The following is a 19,305-nucleotide window of genomic DNA, read 5'->3' as shown; positions in this document are numbered from 1 at the left end:
CAGAAACGGCTGCCGCCGTCTTGATGGGCGACCAGGCAAAAACGCCTTGAAATCTCGCCGGATTTCAAGGCGTCTGCCCGTTACTGTCCCAGCATTCGTTTCAGCTCGACTTCGTTGTCGATTACGGTAATGCCCAAGTCTTGCGCCTTGGTCAGCTTGCTTCCGGCATTTTCGCCGGCAACGACATAATCGGTCTTTTTGGACACGCTGCCCGTCACTTTCGCCCCGGCGGCCTCCAGCAGCCGCGCCGCTTCGTCGCGGGTCATCGTCGCCAGCGTCCCCGTCAGAACGACCGTCTTGCCGCTAAAGACGCTGTCGGCCGGCGCAGCGGCTGGAGCCTGCGGCGCTTCGGCCTTCACGCCTTTAGCCAGCATGCGCGATATGCTGGCGCGGCTGAGCGGGTCGGCGAAATAGCCGACAATGCTCTCGGCCACGATCCCCCCTACATCGGGAAGCGCAACCAACTGCTCCGCGTCGGCGTTCATCAGCGCATCCAGCGAACCGAAATGATCGGCAAGCATCCGTGTCGTCGCTTTGCCCGTATTCGGGATGCCCAGCGCATTCAGAAATGATGCCAAGTCGCGCTCTTTCGATTTTTCAAGCGCTTCGAGCAGATTGCTTGCCTTTTTGTCCCCGAAGCGGTCCAGCTTAATTAAATCGTCGTAGGTCAGATCGTACAGATCGGCCGGGTCGTTGACGCCGCACGATTCATGAAGCTGATCGGCCGTCATGACGCTGAACGTCTCGATATCCATCGCATCGCGGGAAGCGAAGTGAGTAATGCGCGCAATAATTTGCGGACGGCAGCCGAGCTTGTTCAGGCAAAACAGATGGGCCCCGCGATATTCGAGCGGCTCGCCGCAGGAAGGACAGCTTTCCGGATAGACGATCTCTTCGCCCTGTTCGTCTTCGTCGGCTCTTCCGAGAATTTCCGGGATAACGTCATTTGAACGCCGGATGAACACACGGGTGCCGAGACCGTATTTGAGCCCTTTGCGCTCGATATCGCCGACGTTGTTCAAAGTGCAGTTCTGAACCGTAACGCCGGCAAGCTCGACCGGCTCCACTCGTGCCAGCGGCGTCACTTTGCCGGTACGGCCCACGTTCCAAGTCACGGCCTCCAGCACGGTCGTCGTCTCCTCCGCCTCGAACTTGAACGCGACGGACCAGCGCGGGAATTTGTCGGTATACCCGAGCGCTCTGCGCGTGCGCATGTCGGTCAGCTTGACGACCGCCCCGTCGATCAAATAGTCCAGGTCCGGACGCATGACGGCAATGCGGTGCAGCTCCTGGCGGACGTCCTCGATATCGTTAAAGTACGCGATATAAGGGTTCACTTTGAAGCGATTATCGCGCAAAAACTGAATCAGCTCCGCATGGTCGCCAAGTTCGACGCCCTCGGCATATCCGATATTATAGAAAAAAGCGCTCAGCTTCCGCTCCGCCGTGACGCGCGGATTCAAGTTGCGCAGGGCGCCGGCGGCGGCGTTGCGGGCATTTTTCAGCGGCTCGACCGCCGTCTTGTTGTAGTTCTCCAGCACGGAAAGGTTCATAATACCTTCGCCCTGCACTTCGATCGTCCCTTGGTCGAACGGAATGCGCAGCGGTACGGAACGGATCGTTTTGACCTGGGCCAAAATGCCTTCGCCGACCGTGCCGTTGCCGCGTGTAGCCGCTTGCACGAGCTGCCCGCCGGTATACGTCAAATTGAGGGTGAGGCCGTCAAACTTCAGCTCGACCACATATGACGGAGCGGGAAGCGGCTCCTCCTCGGGATGCTTGGCGTTGTAATCGGCAATTCCTTTCAGAACGCGGGCGTTCCAAGCAAGCAGCCCTTCGTCGTCCTTCGCCTTGTCGAGACTCCACAGCTTGGCGCGGTGCCGGTAAGGCTCGAATCCTTTCAAAATGTCCCCGCCGACGCGCAAGGAGGGCGATTCGGGCAGCACAACACCCGTCTCCCGCTCGAGCGCGGTCAGCTCGTCGTAAAGCTTGTCATATTCCGCATCGCTGATCGTCGGGTTGTCCAGCGTATAATAGTTGTAATTGTGAAGAGTGAGCTCTTCCGCCAGCTCGCGCATGCGGGCGATCAGCCCCGGATCCGCTTGCGTCTCCAGTTCCATTCGAGGGTCCAATGTAAGATCCCCATCCTTTATCCGCAAATTTATGCATGTAGAAACGCCTGCCGCCGTCTTAACGGGCGGCCATACGTTTCGCGTTGAAAGATAAGAACGCATAAACGTGAAACTTTATACTTTCTTATCTAGTAAGATAAACTTCTAGCGAAGTCTTCTCTTCTCGAAGAAGAATGCCCCGGCTTTAGCGGAGCTTTTCAAGCCGAACAGAAAGTCCTTACGCTTGATCAGAATAGCGTAGATTAACTTTCTGTTGCGCTAAAAACCGGGCGGCTCCGGCCTTCGCTTTGAAGTCTGAAACCGCCCTTGTGAATGATAAACGTTACGTTCTGCAATCGAGGTGCCGACAGCCGTCATGCGGCATCGAAACGCGCCGCGAGTGAAATACCGGTTGCGATTGGGTGATTACAGCGTCAGCTTCGCAGTCCGTGAAAAAGGAGGGCGCTGAGGCCTCTTGACCGCGCGCCGTGAAGCCGGGCGCGGGATCACACCTTCTCGAGCGGCGCAAAGCTCGCCAGCAGACGCTTGAGGCCGACCGGCGCCGGGAAGGCGATCTGCAGCTCGGTGTCATTTCCCGTCCCTTTGACGGAGACGATGACGCCGGAGCCCCATTTCGCGTGCGCGACCTTGTCGCCCGCGGCAAAGCTGCGCGGCGCGTCGCCGGCCGCGCCAGCCGCCGCCCGGGCGGCGTTCAGCGGCGTGCTCACGCGCACGCCGCTGCCGCCTGCGGCGGCCCCGGCCGCCCCGCCGGCTCCGGGGCGGCTGCGCGCGCCCGCGCCGAAGCCTTGCGGCGCGGAAGAGCGGGCGCCTGCGGCGCTGCCGCCGCGGTACCCGAAGCCTCCGGCTGCGGGCGCCGCGGCGCCGTACCGTCCGGCGCCGAAGCGGCCTCCGGACACGGCTCCCGCCTTCAGCGATTCCGGGATTTCATCCAGGAATCGCGAAGGCGGATTCGAATTCGTGCGCCCGAACAGCGTACGCATGCGGGCGCACGTCATGAACAGCCGCTGCTCCGCGCGGGTGATGCCGACATAAGCGAGCCGGCGCTCCTCCTCGAGCTCGTCGTTGTCTTGGAAGGCGCGGCTGTGCGGGAATACACCCTCCTCGCAGCCGATGATGAACACGACGGGAAACTCCAGCCCCTTCGCGCTGTGCATCGTCATAAGCACGACGGCGTCGCCGGCCGCCTCGTCGTCTTTTTTATCCATCGAATCGATATCGGCGATCAGCGCCAGATCCGTCAGAAACGCGACCAGCGACTTGTCTTCGTTGCGGTTTTCGAATTCCATCGTCACGGACAGAAACTCGTCGATGTTCTCCAGGCGCGCCTTCGACTCCAGCGTGTTCTCGCGCACAAGCTCGAGCTTGTATTCCGACATCTCGAGCGCTTTTTCCGTCAGCTCCGTGACCGACAGGTAATCGACCATCGCCCGCAAATTATCGACCATCGCTTTAAATTCCAGCAGCGTGGCGCGCGTCCGTCCGTTCACGTCGACGCCGCCCAGATCGCCGAGCACGCTGTGGATCGACACGCCTCTGCGCGCCGCCTCGGCCGCCAGCTTGCCGACGGTCGTATCGCCGATGCCGCGTTTGGGCACGTTAATAATCCGCTCCAGGCTGATGTCGTCGTCGGGATTGGAAATGAGCCGCAGGTACGCAAGCAGGTCTTTAATCTCTTTACGGTCATAGAATTTGATGCCGCCGACGATTTGATACGGAATGTCCGATTTAATGAGAATTTCCTCGATTACCCGCGACTGGGCGTTCGTCCGGTACAAAATCGCATGGTCGGCATAGTTGCGTCCGCCCTCGCGCCCGCGCCGGATTTCGCCGGTAATGAAGTAGCCTTCGTCATGCTCGGAATCGGCCTGGTACACCGTGATCGCTTCGCCCGCCCCGCGGTCGGTCCACAGCTTCTTGTCCTTGCGGCTGGAGTTCTGCGCGATGACCGCGTTCGCCGCGTTCAGGATGTTGGCCGTCGAGCGGTAATTTTGCTCCAGCATAATCGTCTTCGCTTCGGGATAGTCTTCCTCGAAGTTGAGAATGTTCGTAATATCGGCCCCACGCCAGCGGTAAATGGACTGGTCGCTGTCGCCGACGACGCAGATGTTGTGGTGTTTGTCGGCCAGCATCCGGCACAGCATATACTGCGCCCGGTTCGTATCCTGGTATTCGTCGACGTGAATGAAGCGGAATTTGTTCTGGTAAAACTCCAGCACTTCCGGCATGTCCTTGAACAGCTGGGTCGTCATCATGATCAGGTCGTCGAAGTCGAGCGAGTTGTTGCTTTTGAGCCGCTTTTGGTACGCCTTGTAAACGTCGGAGACGATTTTTTGAAAATAGTCCGCCCCCGCCTTGCGCTCGAAGCGCGCCGGATCGATGAGCTCGTTCTTCGCGCTGCTGATGACGGACTGGACCGCCTTCGGCTCGAACTTTTTCGTATCGATGTTCTGATCCTTCATCACGCCGCGGATAACCGACAGCTGGTCGGCCGAATCGAGAATGGAAAAGTTGGACGAAAAACCGATCCGGTCGATGTCCTTGCGCAAAATCCGCACGCACATCGAGTGGAACGTGGACACCCAAATGTCCGTGCCCATCGGGCCGACCAGCTGCGCCACCCGTTCCTGCATTTCGCGCGCCGCTTTATTCGTGAACGTTATGGCCAATATGCTCCATGGCGCCACCCGCCGCTTCTCGATCAGATAGGCGATGCGGTGCGTGAGCACCCGCGTCTTGCCGCTGCCCGCGCCCGCCATGATGAGCAGCGGCCCGTCCGTCTGCTGCACCGCTTCCCGCTGCGGCGGATTCAGCTTCTGCACCGCCGCATCGATGCCGATTGCGTTATACATATTAATATTGCTCCTTTATCGCTTAATGCTCGTTCTGTTCGCCTTTTGTTCGCTTTCTCTTTAGTCTAGACAACGACAGAACGGGTGTCAATTTGTTTTCGATGGCAAAAGGCAAAACGTATCTTTGACCGCGCGCACCGTCTGCAGCGCAGCTTCAAGGTTGTCATATACGACGTTGCCGACCACGACCGTATGGGCAGCCTCAGCAGCCTGCCTTGCTTTATCCGCCCCGTCGATGCCGCCGCCGTAAAACAGCCGCGCCCCGCTCAGCTCCGAACCGACCTTGCAAACCAGATCCATATCGCCGAAGCGGCCGCTGTATTCCAAATAGACGATCGGCAGCCGCATAAGCTTGTCGGCCATCAATGCATGGGCGAGCACCGTCCGCTCGTCCAGCCCGGTCTGCGCCCCGGTCAATCGGGCCGCTTCCGCGTCCGGATTCAAAATAATGTAGCCTTCGGCCGCCGTCGTTTCCCACGGAATAAACGGTCCGTATTCGCGCAGCGCCGCCGTTTGTTTGCCGCTCAGCCAATCGATTTGGGACGTGTTCAGCACCATCGGGATGAAATAATAATCGAACCCCGGCGCCGCCGCTTCGCTGCCGGACACCTCCAGCGCGCAGTCCACCTCGTAGCGGCGGATGCGCGACATCAGCTCCACCGTATTGTCGAACGTCACGCCGCTGGAGCCGCCGACGAGCACCGCGTCCGTACCGGAGGTACATACCGCATCCAGCGTCTCCTCGCTGATTTCCCGGTCCGGATCCAGCTTGAACACGTGACGCCATGTAAAAAAAGGATATGCCTGCATTGAAAGTCCTCGCTTCATGAAAAATAAGCCGATGCGCATCCCGCATCCATCTTCTTTCTCCCAGTCTAGGGGAACGGTTCGGGGGTGTCAATTTCCGCCTTTTTCCGGCTGATTTTCTGCTGTACGGCCCTTTCGGCGGGCCTTCGGATTGAACTGCCATGAATATCGTTCTATGATAGTAAAAATAGAAACGCCGCGCGGCGCGAACGGTTGACTGCCCGAAGACGATCCGGTTGCCCTATGGCAGCTGTTTACCGAATTCGCAGCGTATGCCGGAATCGCAGCATATGCCAAATGCGCCGCTAGCCCGCTTTTTTTAGAAAGGAGAACGAATGAACTCAAACGACAATGCCAAGCAAAAACGGCCCAAAGCCTATCTCGCCGGATTCGAAGTGTTCAGGCCGGATGCAGCCGAATACGGCAAACGCATGAAAGCGTTATGCGAACAGTATGGGCTCGAAGGGCTCTATCCCCTCGATAAAGAGATCCAGCCGCTGCCCGACAGGACAGATACGGCCAAAGCGATTTTTGAAGGCAACATCCGCTTGATCGACAAAGCCGACCTCATCATCGCCAACCTTAATCCTTTCCGCGGCGTTGAACCGGATTCGGGAACGGTGTTCGAATGCGGATATGGATACGCCCGGGGCAAAAAGCTGTACGGCTACATTGCCGACGGCCGCGAGCAGCAGCAGAAGCTCCGCGCAGATATCGACCCGGCGGCCGGCACGTACAAAGACGGCATGACCGTCGAAAACTTCGGCCTGCCGCTCAACCTGATGCTGGCGATCCCGATGGAAATCGTTGCCGGCACCTTCGAAGACTGCCTGCGCAAAGCGGCTCAAGATTTGAAGGCTTGACACAAAAAAAGGCTATCCCCTGCCGCTTCAGCTGCAGAGGATAGCCTTACTTGTATCGTTCTTGTCTTGACGCTTCCATTGCTTTGTTTCATTTAATCGTATTGTTTCGTTTTATTGTTTCATCTCATTGTATCGCTCTACCTGTTTTTGTACTTATCGATTCGTTCTTATCCTGTTTTACAATCCCGCTTCCGATCTTTATTTCACCAACTGTCCGCGCGTCACGCCGAGCTGGTTGGTCGCCTTCAGGCTGCGCCACACCTGCGTGCCGCTGATCTTGCCGTCGAGCGCCTGGCGGTAAAGGCCGAGCACCTCGCCCACTTTGTCCGCGCTCTCCTCCAGAAACTCCACCCGGAAGGAACGTACGCCCAATTCCAAAAAGTTGCGGACATATTCCGCCCCGGACTGCTCGATCGCGTTGTAAACCGTGTTGCGGCAGCCTTCGTCCACGCGGACGGGATGGGACATGCCGATCCGGTCCTGCAGTGAAATGCGGTGCTCCTCGCACGGGCGTCCGCAGTTCGTGTAATCCGTTCCTTCGCTTATAAACGTGCAATACACGCAGTGCTCGGTATGGAACATCGGCAGGTGCTGGTGGATGACGACCTCAAGCTTAGACGTATCCGCGCGTCCAAGCAGATCGACCATCTGCTGGATGTTGAGATCGTACGAAGGCGTCATCCGGTCAAGGCCCGCTTCCGCGAACAGCTCCACCGTTTTATGGTTGGCAATGTTGAGCGAGAAGTCGCCGATCAGCTGCGGAAACGGCGCTCCCGGATTTTGGGCGCGGGCTCGCAAATAATAATAGAGCGCGCCTGTGTTGCGCACGAGCACGGCATCCGGCGCCAGCTTCAAAATGTTGGCGTGATAGCCGTTCTCGCCCGGCATATGAATGCGCGGCGTCGCCAGCGCAATCGGCTTGCCGGCGCGGCGGGCCGTCTCGATCGCCGCCGGGAACTGCTTGATGAACTCGAAGTCGGCGTAAATCATCGCCACGTCGGTCGCCGCGGCCGCCTCCACCTGCTCAAGGCTGCGGCAAAGCGAGGTCAGCGCCGCCTGCTGCCCGGGAGCGGCGCCAGACTGAGCAGCCGTCGACGTTAACGGCGCCAACTCGCCGAGCCGGTTCACTTCAAGGGCATCAGTCTGCTCCGTCCGGTTATCCGCTGCCGGCGATGCCGCGCCTGTGCGCATCGCAGCGCCGCCATATACGTCGACGTCGCTCTTCACGTACACCGGCGGCTTCGGACGCTCGCCCGCCAGCTGCTCGACTGCCTCGCGGCGCATCCGGTTCAGTTCCCGCACCGGCACAATGAGCTCGCCCTGCAGATCAATCTCGAGCGAATCGAGCTGGAACAGCGTGCCGCCAAGGCGGCCAAGCTGCTCGGCCAGAAACGCCTGATCCATCGGGCGTTTCTGCGCCTCTTCGAGCAGCAGCTCCGAGTCCACCTGTACGGTCGTACCCTTCTGCACGTCGGTCCACCACGTACGCAGCGGCTGACCGGCTCTGCCCTCTACCTTAACACGAAGCGGGAATACCCGGTACGGCTTCTCGGTCTCGTAGGTCGCCCGCAGCCGCTTGTCCAGCGCCGGATCGCTCGTTTTCCAAATCCGGTCGCCGACATGGACACGCCGCAGCGCGACGTCATTGCGTCCCGGCACGATCTCCAGCTGCGTCCCTTCCTGCGCTTCGCCTTCGATCTTTACGCCCTGACGGCGGATATCGTAGACGCGGCCGCCCTCTTCCTTCTGCGTCGGATCTCCGGCGTCGAACACGATGCCGTCTCCGCGCTTAAGCGGCACTTCGATCCGGCAGACGACGCCGTCGCGCAGCACTTTTTCCACCCGGCCGAGATAAACGCCCCTGCTCTTCGGGAACGTGCCCTCCACGAGCTGCTTGTTGTTCGTCCCTTTCAGAAAACCGTGCGTAAAACCGCGCGAGAAGCTCTGCTGCAGCTCCCGCACCTCTTCCTTCGTCGGACCGGTCGTATCGCCCTCGAAATAGCGGTCGATGGCGCTGCGGTATTTGGAGACGACGTTTGCGACGTACTCCGGGCTTTTTAGCCGGCCTTCGATTTTGAAGGACGTTACGCCCGCTTCGATCAGCTCCGGCACGATGTCGATCGCCGCCAAATCTTTCGGCGAAAGCAGGTAAGCGATATCGCCCATCGGCTTCTGCTCGCCGTCGACCATCAGGTCGTACGGCAGGCGGCAAGCCTGCGCACATTCGCCGCGGTTGGCCGAGCGTCCGCCCCACATCTCCGATGTAAGGCACTGCCCCGAATACGATACGCACAGCGCGCCGTGAACGAACACCTCCATCGGCAGCTTCGCCTGCTCGCCGATTGTGCGAATTTGCTTCAAGTTGTTTTCCCGGCCAAGCACCACCCGTTCGATATCGAACGGTTTCGTAAACTCGACGGCTTCCGGAGACGTAATCGTCATCTGGGTCGAGCCGTGAATCGGAAAGTCCGGCGATATTTCGCGGATCAGCTTCACCAGCCCCAGATCCTGCACGATGACGGCGTCCACGCCCGCGTCGATGCAGCTGTCGATCAACTGCTTCGCATCCCGCAGCTCGTCCTCGAACACCAATATGTTAAACGTCAGAAACCCTTTTACCCCGTAGCTGTGCAAAAAAGCCATAATTTCCGGCAGCTCGTCCACCCGGAAATTGTTCGCCCGCGCACGCGCGTTAAACTTCTCCACGCCGAAAAAAACGGCGTCCGCCCCGTTCGCGACCGCCGCCCGCATACAATCCCAGTCGCCCGCCGGCGCCAGCAGCTCAATATCTTCCCTTTTTATTGAAACGGTCATATTACGTTGTTAATCCTCCTTAAGTTTTTGCGGATGCAAAAACACTTCGAAAGCATGAGCTTAGTTTTTGCGGATGCAAAAACACTTCGAAAGCATGAGCTTAGTTTTGCGCAATTTTGCCAACGTCCGCCCTTTTCTTCAGTTTAACAGACCTGAAGCGGGGATTCCATTCCAATCTATAGGATGCCCGCATCAGCATGCGGCGTTCAAAACGGACGATCGACTGCAATGCTCCATGAAGTGGCGGCATGAAGCGGTCGTCCCCAAGCTGCGGAACAGGCCCGCGGCAAACTGTGAAACAACGCGGGGCAAGCTGAAGAGAAAACGCTTTAGCAATTAGCCGACTTCTTATGCGATTTTGCCTTTTTGCTTCATTACAGGCTGATTTGATAAAGATGGGCATGCTATAATCAATTTGTTTGTTGCATATGAATCCGTAACGATATACAGGAGGTACGAGATCGATGAAACTGGGTGTATTTTCGGTTCTTTTCGCACAAAAAACATTTGAGGAATCGCTTGACTATATTGCCTCCAAGGGGCTGGAAGCGATTGAGATCGGCACCGGCAACTATCCCGGCAACGCGCACTGCAATCTTGACGAGCTGCTCGCCGACGAAGGCAAGCGCAAGGCGTTCAAACAGGTGGTTGAGTCCCGCGGCCTGACGATCAGCGCGCTCAGTGCCCACGGCAACCCGCTGCACCCGCAAAAAGCGATTTCCCAGGAGCACGATTCCGTGATCCGCAAAACGATCGAGCTGGCGAACCGTCTCGAAGTTCCGGTCGTCAACACCTTCTCGGGCTGCCCGGGCGACCACGAAGACGCTAAATATCCCAACTGGCCGATTGCCCCTTGGCCAAACGATTACCAGGAAATTTTGAAATGGCAGTGGGAAGCGAAGCTTATCCCTTACTGGAGCGAGCTGAACACGGTCGCAACCGAAGCCGGCGTCAAAATCGGCCTGGAGCTGCACGGCGGCTTCTCCGTTCATACTCCCGCAACGCTGCTCCGCCTGCGCGAAGCGACAGGGCCGGCGATCGGCGCGAACCTTGACCCGAGCCATATGTGGTGGCAGGGCATCGATCCCGTTCAGGCCGTGCATATCCTAGGGCGCGAAAACGCGATTCACCATTTCCATGCGAAAGATACGACGATCGACCCGATCAACGTCAACCGCCACGGCGTAACGGATATGCAGTCTTACTCGCTTATGCTGGACCGCGCATGGCAGTTCCGTTCCGTCGGCTACGGCCACGACCTGAAAGTATGGGCCGACATCATCAGCGCGCTGCGCCTCGTAGGCTACGATTACGTCGTCAGCATCGAGCACGAGGACGGCCTGATGTCCGTCGAGGAAGGCTTCACCAAAGCGGTGGAAAACCTGCAGCAGGTGCTGATCAAAGAACCGCTTGGCCAAATGTGGTGGGTATAACACGATCTAAATAAAGCCTGTCCCCAAAAATCGGGGACAGGCTTTTTCGGTATGTTCCAGGTGGCGCCTCTTTCGGTTGCTCCTCTTCTCGGTTGCCCCTCTTCCCGATTGTGCCTCTTCACGGCTGCGACACTTTACGGCTGTGAACTACTTTCCATCAGATCTTTTCGATTATGCGGACTCAGCTCAACCAGACTTTGAAAACCATTACATAATCGATAAACAAAAAAACAGCGAGCGAGACTGCCGTGAAACCGATTGCAAAAAGATTCCGCTTCGGCTTTGCTCCCATCAGTCTGAACAGCCCCCACGCAATGATAATCGTGAACAAAATCATGAAAATATCAAAGACGTTAAAGTTGCTTGTGCTTGAGGCGGCATTCGCCGCTTCCGCTGCGATGAACATCGGAATTTCCTCCTTTTTTAACACAAACCCTGTTTTATTCTATGGTATCTTTTACCCGATATTCTGGCAAGAAGCTTTTTTACGGACGGTACGGCCGCCACTTTTTCATAGACATTAACGCAGCGTTAAGGTTTATGATAGAAGCAGACTTAAGACTTAAATCAAGGAGCGGTAATATGTGAAGACAATGAGAATCAAAGAGCTTGCGGATAAATTGAACATATCGCCACGGGCCGTCCGTTTTTATGAAGAGAAAGGTATTTTATCCCCATCCAAGCACCCCGACAACAACTACCGGATTTTTACCGAACAGGATGCGCGCCGACTGCAGACGATTATTTCGCTGAGGGAGGTCGGCATGTCCCTTGAAGAGATCAAGTCGGTGCTGGAGGAGCTGGACCGCGGCGAGCAGGATGAGGTTCTTTATGCGCTGGAGCTTCAGCGTTCGGTCATGTTTTCGCAGTGGGTGGAATTAAAGCTGAACATCGAAGCGGCCGACGGGATGATCTCGCAGTTGAAAGCGAACCGGTCGCTCGCATGGGACGATATTTTTCAACTGGCGCAAGGCTTGAAACGGCTGCGGGACCAGCGCTCCTCCTGGCGGGATCAATGGGATTTCGACCGGCAGGCTTCCTTTCACGATGAGCTGGTTCTGCACACCGGCGAACAATCGTTTAACAGACATCCGGAATATAAACGGACGCTGAAGTTAATCCGCGAATGGATTCACCCTATTAAAGGGGAAAAAGGGCTGGACATCGCGACCGGAACCGGCAATTTGGCGGCACTGTTCATGGAATGCGGCATTGCCATGGCCGGAATTGATCAGTCCAAAGAAATGCTGAAGATGTGCAGGCGCAAATTTCCGGAGATGGAAACGAAGCTGGGCAATTTTTTGGCCATCCCGTATCTCGACTCCAGCTTTGATTTTGCCGTTTCCAGCTACGCCTTGCATCATTTGACCGAAGAGCAGAAGCTGCTCGCTTTGGCGGAAATGCGCCGGGTGCTGAATCCTCACGGACGAATTTGCATCGCCGATTTAATGTTTGAAAACGAAGCGGAGCGGGCCGCTTATATCGATAACCTTAGCCGGGAAGACAAGCCGGAGTGGGTCGATTTCATTAGGCAGCAATATTACGCCGATCGTTCCCGGTTGTTGCAATGGTTTTCGGAAAACGGCTATTTTACCCGGTCTCAGCAAATGAGCGATCTTCTCCATATCATCTACGCCGTTCCGATTGCACTTGACCCCGGTGGAGGGGAGTCCTTTCTTTCATCCGATATTATTGATCATTCTATCTGAAAAAAGAAACTTCCGGCCCTCCAGGCGACTTCCTCCAACAGGATGGAATCCGCTCTAGAACGTTCGGAAGTTTCTTTTAGTGCCGTAATTTCTTTTAGTGCCGTAATTTCTTGTAGTACCGCACTTAGTGCCGCACTTTCTTGTAGTACCGTTCACGCTTAACACCGATCTTCTCGCAATTCAGATCAAGCGCTTCGGTTCTCTCCTTCAGTTGTCGCAATTCAGTTCGTATCCACTGACAATCGTTATTTCGATTCCGTTAATCGGCGGCAGCTGCCGCCACACTTTCGTCTTCGCGGCTAAGCGCCGCTTCTTCCGTCCGCTTGCGGTCCCGCTCCAGGATCGGTTTCAAGTAGCGGCCGGTGTAGGAGCCTTCTACTTTGATAACCTGCTCCGGAGTACCGGTCGCAACGATCGTTCCGCCTCCGCTGCCGCCCTCCGGTCCGAGGTCGATCAAGTAGTCGGCGGTCTTGATGACATCGAGATTATGCTCGATGACGAGCACGGTTTCGCCGGAGTCGACAAGCCGGTGCAGCACCTGCAGCAGACGGTCGATGTCGTGCACATGAAGACCGGTCGTCGGCTCGTCAAGAATGTAAAACGTCTTGCCGGTACTGCGCCGGTACAGCTCGGATGCGAGCTTCACCCGCTGGGCTTCGCCGCCGGAAAGCGTCGTCGCAGGCTGACCGAGATTCATATACCCCAGCCCTACATCGAGCAGCGTCTGCAACTTGCGGTGGATTTTCGGAATGTTGCGGAAAAATTCGCACGCATCCTCAATCGTCAGCTCCAGCAACTCGGAAATGCTTTTTCCTTTATACTTCACTTCCAGCGTTTCGCGGTTGTACCGTTTGCCCTTGCAAATCTCGCACGGCACATAGACGTCGGGCAGGAAGTGCATCTCGATCTTAATGATGCCGTCGCCGCGGCATGTTTCACAACGGCCGCCCTTAATGTTGAAGCTGAAGCGGCCTTTCTTATAACCGCGTACCTTCGCCTCGTTTGTGGAGGCATATACGTCGCGGATATCGTCGAATACACCGGTGTAAGTCGCCGGATTCGAGCGCGGCGTCCGTCCGATCGGCGATTGGTCGATTTCGATGACCTTGTCGATTTGCTCCAGACCGCGAATTTCCTTATGCTGTCCGGGACGGGCTTTCGCCCGGTTCAAGTCGCGTGCCAACGTTTTATAGAGAATCTCATTAACCAGCGTCGACTTCCCGGAACCGGACACGCCGGTAACCGCCGTGAACACGCCGAGCGGAATTTTCGCATTCACGTTCTTCAAATTGTTTTCCTTCGCCCCGCGCACTTCCAGCCACTTCTCGCCCGTCTTGCGCCGCTGCTGCGGAACGGGGATAAATTTACGCCCGCTCAAGTAAGCGCCGGTCAGCGAGTTCTCATCGGCCATCACTTCCTTCGGCGTACCCATCGCAACGACATTTCCGCCGCGGATGCCGGCCCCCGGCCCAATATCGATAATGTAGTCGGCGGCCAGCATCGTGTCTTCATCATGCTCGACCACAATAAGCGTATTGCCGAGATTGCGCATATGCTCCAGCGTTTGGATCAATCGGTCATTGTCCCGCTGATGCAGCCCGATGCTGGGCTCGTCCAAAATATACAGCACGCCCATCAAACTCGAGCCGATCTGCGTCGCCAGACGGATCCGCTGCGCTTCTCCGCCCGACAACGTGCCGGCGGCACGGCTCAGCGTCAAATAATCGAGTCCCACATTGACGAGAAACCCGAGGCGGCCGCTAATTTCCTTCAAAATCAAATTTGCGATCGCGCGGTCCTTTTCCGACAGCGTCAACTCGTCAAAAAAACGGCGCGCCTGCCCGACGGACAACGTCGTCACATGCGCAATATTTTCATTGCCTACCGTAACGGCCAGGCTCTCCTTACGGAGCCGGTCGCCTTTGCAGGTTCCGCAAGGTTTTGCGCTCATATAAGCTTCGATATATTCCCGCATGGAGTCCGAAGCGGTTTCGCGGTAACGGCGCTCCAAATTTTGGGTAATGCCTTCGAACGGGACGTAGGCTTCCTTCCGATGGCCGAAATCATTCTCATACACAAAACGAACGCGTTCTCCTCCCGTTCCGTCCAGCAGCTTCTTCATCTGTTCCGGAGCAAGATCACGGACTGGAACATCGGTTGGAATGCCGTAATGCTTGCACACTGCCGCCATAAACTGGGGATAGTAGTTGGAGGTGCTTCCCGCCCAAGCTTCGAATGCTCCTTGATCGATCGTTTTGCCGGGGTCGGTGATGAGCAGATCGGGGTCAACGACCATTTTGGCTCCCAAACCGTCGCATTCCGGACAAGCTCCGAACGGACTGTTAAACGAAAACATTCTCGGAGAAAGCTCGTCGATGCTGAATCCGCAGACCGGACAAGCCAGATTGGAGCTGAAGAGCAGCTCTTCCTTCTCCATAACGTCGACCAGTACGCGCCCTCCGGACAAATTAAGAGCCGTCTCGAGCGAATCGGCCAACCGCGATCGGACATCCTCCTTCACAACGATCCGATCCACGACCACTTCGATATTATGCTTTTTGTTTTTTTCCAGCTCGATCTTCTCGCTAAGGTCGTTTAACTCTCCATTGATTCGGACACGCACGAACCCTTGCTTCTGCATGTCGGCCAGCAGCTTTGAATGTTCGCCTTTTCGGCCGGAAACGATTGGAGCCAATATTTGCAGCCGCGTCCGTTCCGGATATTCCATAATCCGGTCGACCATCTGCTCGACAGTCTGCGACGTAATTTCGATTCCGTGCTGCGGGCAATGCGGTTTGCCTACACGCGCGAACAGCAGCCGCAAGTAGTCGTATATTTCCGTTACCGTCCCGACGGTGGAACGCGGATTGCGGCTTGTTGTCTTCTGGTCGATGGAGATTGCGGGCGACAGCCCTTCGATCGAGTCCACATCCGGTTTCTCCATCTGACCGAGAAACTGCCGTGCATAAGCCGACAGCGACTCCACATAACGGCGCTGTCCTTCGGCGTAAATCGTATCGAAGGCAAGCGACGATTTGCCGGAGCCGCTAAGGCCCGTTAGAACGACAAACTTGTCGCGCGGGATTGTGACGTCAATATTTTTGAGATTGTGGGCGCGTGCCCCCTTGATGACAATACGGTCGCTGGCCAATAGGTCCCCTCCTCAGGAAAAACGTGTGCACCTTTTATATATTTGTATCGTTAAATCAATTACAGCACTGAAAAAAGTACGGCTCGCAAACTTGCAAGTCCGCCCCAAACACGGACCTGTCATGCATCTCAGCTATCCTCAGCACGCAATTCCAGAAGCGCGTCCCGGAGCTCGGCGGCGCGTTCGAACTGGAGGTTTTTGGCGGCATCCTTCATTTCCGCTTCCAACCGGTTCATTAGCGCTTGCCGCTCTTTGCGCGTCATTTTGCCTGCGGCGCCCGTCAAATAATCGGCCTTCTGCTCCGCTACCTTCGTCGCCTCGATCACCTCGTAGATCCGTTTGCGGATCGTCTGCGGCGTCACGCCGTGTTTCTCGTTGTAAGCGACCTGAATGGAGCGCCGGCGTGCCGTCTCGCTTATGGCCTGATTCATAGATTCGGTTATCTTGTCGCCGTACATAATAACTCGGCCTTCCGCGTTGCGCGCCGCGCGCCCGATCGTTTGGATAAGCGACCGTTCCGACCGCAGAAACCCTTCCTTGTCGGCATCCAAAATCGCCACGAGCGAAACTTCCGGCAGGTCGAGCCCTTCCCTCAGCAGGTTGATGCCGACCAGAACGTGAAACGTTCCAAGGCGCAAATCGCGCAGGATCGCCATCCGCTCCAGCGTCTTAATATCGGAATGCAAATAACGAACCTTAATGCCGACTTCTTTTAAATAATCGGTCAAATCCTCCGCCATCTTTTTCGTCAGCGTCGTCACAAGCACGCGCTCGTCTTTGGAAATGCGATCGCGGATTTCGCCGAGCAAATCGTCGATTTGCCCTTTCGTCGGGCGCACCTCGATAATCGGATCAAGCAGCCCCGTCGGCCGGATAATCTGCTGCACCATCTCCGGACAGTGCTCCAGTTCATAGGGCCCTGGCGTAGCGGATACGTAGATCACCTGATCCACCTTCTGCTCGAACTCCTCGAACTTGAGCGGCCGATTGTCCATCGCGGAAGGAAGCCGGAAGCCGTGATCAACGAGCACTTCCTTGCGGGCCCGGTCGCCGTTGTACATGGCGCGCACTTGCGGCAGCGTCACGTGCGACTCGTCTATAACAACAAGCATGTCGTCGGGAAAATAATCCATCAGCGTGTATGGAGTCGCGCCGCGGTCCCGAAACGTGAGCGGTCCCGAGTAGTTCTCGATTCCGGAGCAAAAACCCATTTCCTGCATCATTTCGATGTCGTAGCGCGTCCTCTGCTCCAGCCGCTGCGCTTCCAGCAGCTTGCCTGCCTCCCTCAGCTGCTCCAGCCTCTCTTCCAGCTCGCGCTCGATGTTTTTCAGCGCCACCTTCATCGTATCTTCATGAGTGACAAAGTGGGATGCCGGAAAAATAGCGACGTGATCGCGTTCGCCGACAATTTCGCCGGTCAGCACGTCGATTTCGGTAATCCGCTCGATCTCATCGCCGAACAGCTCCACTCGAATCGCCCGCTCATTGTTCGCCACCGGGAAAATTTCGATAATATCGCCGCGCACCCGAAACGTGCCGCGTACAAAATTAATGTCGTTGCGCTGATACTGAATGTCCACGAGCTTATGCAGTATCGCATCTCGCGGCTTCTCCATTCCTTTGCGCAGCGAGAGAACAAGGCTGTTGTACTCGATTGGTGAACCGAGACCGTAGATGCACGAAACGCTCGCAACGATAATGACATCCCGGCGCTCAAACAGCGAACTGGTCGCAGAGTGGCGCAGCTTGTCGATCTCATCGTTAATGCTGGAATCTTTTTCAATATAGGTATCGGTCGAAGGAAGGTACGCTTCCGGCTGATAGTAGTCGTAATAGCTGACAAAATACGAAACGGCGTTGTCGGGGAAAAATTCCTGAAACTCGCTGCACAGCTGAGCCGCCAGCGTCTTGTTGTGCGCGATCACGAGCGTCGGCCGGTTCAGCCGCGCGATCGTATTGGCAATCGTATACGTCTTCCCGGTTCCGGTTGCGCCGAGCAGCGTTTGGTGCCGCTTGCCCTCTTTCACGCCTTCAACGAGCTGCCGGATCGCCTCCGGCTGGTCGCCTTGGGGCGTATAGCTGGACTTCAGCTCAAACTTTTTATCCATTAAAGCCGTTTGTTCCATCTACAACAAACACCCCGATTTCATAAATTGATTGATATTTCCTTGCGGAAACAATGAAAAAACCGGCCTGTCATTTCCTTGTCTGAATCGTCCGGTTTGAAATATATGATTAGAAGGCCTATTAAACTGTATACCCATTTTTTGCAATAATATAGACAATCCACAACATAAGAATGTTTGTTCCCATTATTATACCGTCTTCGGCTTCCTTATGCAACGCTCGAAATCCATTGGACAAAATTTGGCATCGAACGAGCCGCTCATTTTTACCGTGGATGAGATCACGCCGCCACCCGCTTCCGCAGCACTTCGGGCAGCACTTCGGGCAACACTTCGGGCAACACTTCCTCAGAATTTTCGCAGCACTTCCTCAGCACTTCCGCAGCATTTTCTGCAATAATTCCTCAGAATTTCCGCAGCATTTTCCGCAGAACTTCCGCAGGAGGTAGTACTCTCTATTTTTCCTTTGGAGCATTATCCCCTTTACTCAGAAACGTTGTCGCCTCCCCTTCACTCACTGATACACCACCGCTTGAGCATTGTTCTCCTCACAAACATGTCACTTGAGCATGTTCTCTTCTTTCAAAAGTAATCACTTGCGCATCGTTCTCCTCTTGCAGAAGCGATCACCTGAATCGTTCTTTTCTCTCAGACGTGACTCTTGTACACGTTCTCCCCTCAAACGTTATCACTTTCGTATGTTTTCTTCTATCAGTTGTGACACCTGAGCGTTGTTCTCTTCACTCTGACGTGTCACTCGGGCATTGCTTTCTTCACTCAGGTATGTCACTCGGGCATCGCTTAGTTCGCTCGTGTGTGTCTCTTGAATATTATTCTCTTCACTCAGACGCGTCACTTGGACATCGATTTCTTCAATCAGGCGTCTCACTTGAACATTATTCTCTTCACTCAGGCGTGTCACTTGCGCATGTTTTCTTCTTTCAGACGCGATTATCACCTGCATTTTTTTCTTCTCTCAGACCTGGCTTTCTTAATATTATTCCCATCACGCAGATTCGTTACCTCTCATACGAAATTACGGTTCTTATAGGTATAAACTCTTTCTCTAATAGTTGTTTTATTATGTTGAAGTTTTAAAAGTACCATTATTTATTCGATTAAATGAAATTATAATTTATGTTTCCTCCCGTAAAATAATGCGCAAAAACGCTATGGATTGACTTTCTTAACCTGTGCAGGATCAGCTTTTTACCATTCAAACAGGAGACAACTTTTCATAATCCCCATCACCAAAAACCGATCAACAAACAAAATTTCTAATCCAAAAAATTTTCTAGTTTAATTGAAAAAAGAACGAATGTTTGGTAATATCAATATAGAGAACAAATGTTCCTATTAATTTCTCCATCCGGAGGACGCTTATTCCAAGATAATTATTCCAATTCGATCGGAGAGCCAGG

General features: G+C 55.5%; 11 protein-coding genes. 3 read left to right on the top strand and 8 right to left on the bottom strand.

The genetic code is table 11. The annotated features are described in order from the left end of the window. Positions 1-80: 80 nt before the first annotated feature. From ligA to pcrB, 3 genes are all read right to left on the bottom strand, one after another. Positions 81-2,120: an NAD-dependent DNA ligase LigA gene (gene ligA / locus VN24_RS12430; RefSeq protein ID WP_045670670.1), complete on the bottom strand. Its 2,040-nt coding sequence runs from the start codon at positions 2,118-2,120 to the stop codon at positions 81-83. A 497-nt stretch (positions 2,121-2,617) separates the two neighbouring features. Next, complete coding sequence (pcrA, locus tag VN24_RS12425) at positions 2,618-4,981, bottom strand: DNA helicase PcrA (RefSeq protein WP_045670669.1); 2,364 nt, start codon at positions 4,979-4,981, stop codon at positions 2,618-2,620. An 87-nt stretch (positions 4,982-5,068) separates the two neighbouring features. Further along, positions 5,069-5,791 carry a heptaprenylglyceryl phosphate synthase gene (pcrB, locus tag VN24_RS12420; RefSeq protein ID WP_045673239.1) on the bottom strand — a complete coding sequence of 241 codons (723 nt, stop codon included), beginning with the start codon at positions 5,789-5,791 and terminating at the stop codon, positions 5,069-5,071. Positions 5,792-6,123: 332 nt separating this feature from the next. On the opposite strand from pcrB, the gene VN24_RS12415 reads away from it, so the two are divergent. Next, complete coding sequence (locus VN24_RS12415) at positions 6,124-6,651, top strand: nucleoside 2-deoxyribosyltransferase (RefSeq protein ID WP_045670668.1); 528 nt, start codon at positions 6,124-6,126, stop codon at positions 6,649-6,651. A 198-nt stretch (positions 6,652-6,849) separates the two neighbouring features. On the opposite strand, the gene VN24_RS12410 is transcribed toward VN24_RS12415, so the two are convergent. Further along, positions 6,850-9,465 (bottom strand): U32 family peptidase, encoded by a 2,616-nt coding sequence (locus VN24_RS12410; protein ID WP_045670667.1) that lies wholly within the window; start codon positions 9,463-9,465, stop codon positions 6,850-6,852. A 464-nt stretch (positions 9,466-9,929) separates the two neighbouring features. Here VN24_RS12410 and VN24_RS12405 point away from each other — a divergent pair, with 464 nt between their 5' ends. Then, positions 9,930-10,898, top strand: a complete 969-nt coding sequence (locus VN24_RS12405) for a sugar phosphate isomerase/epimerase family protein (protein ID WP_045670666.1) — start codon at positions 9,930-9,932, stop codon at positions 10,896-10,898. A gap of 181 nt (positions 10,899-11,079) precedes the next feature. On the opposite strand, the gene VN24_RS12400 is transcribed toward VN24_RS12405, so the two are convergent. Further along, complete coding sequence (locus tag VN24_RS12400) at positions 11,080-11,304, bottom strand: hypothetical protein (RefSeq protein WP_045670665.1); 225 nt, start codon at positions 11,302-11,304, stop codon at positions 11,080-11,082. A 187-nt stretch (positions 11,305-11,491) separates the two neighbouring features. On the opposite strand from VN24_RS12400, the gene VN24_RS12395 reads away from it, so the two are divergent. Then, a complete protein-coding gene (locus VN24_RS12395; RefSeq protein WP_082084223.1) occupies positions 11,492-12,607 on the top strand; it encodes a MerR family transcriptional regulator in 1,116 nt (371 codons plus the stop codon). A 259-nt stretch (positions 12,608-12,866) separates the two neighbouring features. Here VN24_RS12395 and uvrA read toward each other — a convergent pair whose 3' ends face one another. The 3 genes from uvrA to VN24_RS12380 all read right to left on the bottom strand — a co-directional run bounded on the left by uvrA (position 12,867) and on the right by VN24_RS12380 (position 18,848). Beyond that, positions 12,867-15,758 (bottom strand): excinuclease ABC subunit UvrA, encoded by a 2,892-nt coding sequence (gene uvrA, locus VN24_RS12390; protein ID WP_045670664.1) that lies wholly within the window; start codon positions 15,756-15,758, stop codon positions 12,867-12,869. Positions 15,759-15,886: 128 nt separating this feature from the next. After that, complete coding sequence (gene uvrB, locus VN24_RS12385) at positions 15,887-17,884, bottom strand: excinuclease ABC subunit UvrB (protein WP_045670663.1); 1,998 nt, start codon at positions 17,882-17,884, stop codon at positions 15,887-15,889. Positions 17,885-18,572: 688 nt separating this feature from the next. After that, positions 18,573-18,848 (bottom strand): hypothetical protein, encoded by a 276-nt coding sequence (locus tag VN24_RS12380; protein ID WP_045670662.1) that lies wholly within the window; start codon positions 18,846-18,848, stop codon positions 18,573-18,575. Positions 18,849-19,305: the final 457 nt, after the last annotated feature.

Origin of the sequence: Paenibacillus beijingensis (genome assembly GCF_000961095.1) — a bacterium.
GTDB lineage: Bacteria > Bacillota > Bacilli > Paenibacillales > Paenibacillaceae > Paenibacillus_O > Paenibacillus_O beijingensis.
The sequence above is the reverse complement of the archived record's forward strand: the minus strand, read 5'-3'. Positions and strand labels throughout refer to the sequence as shown.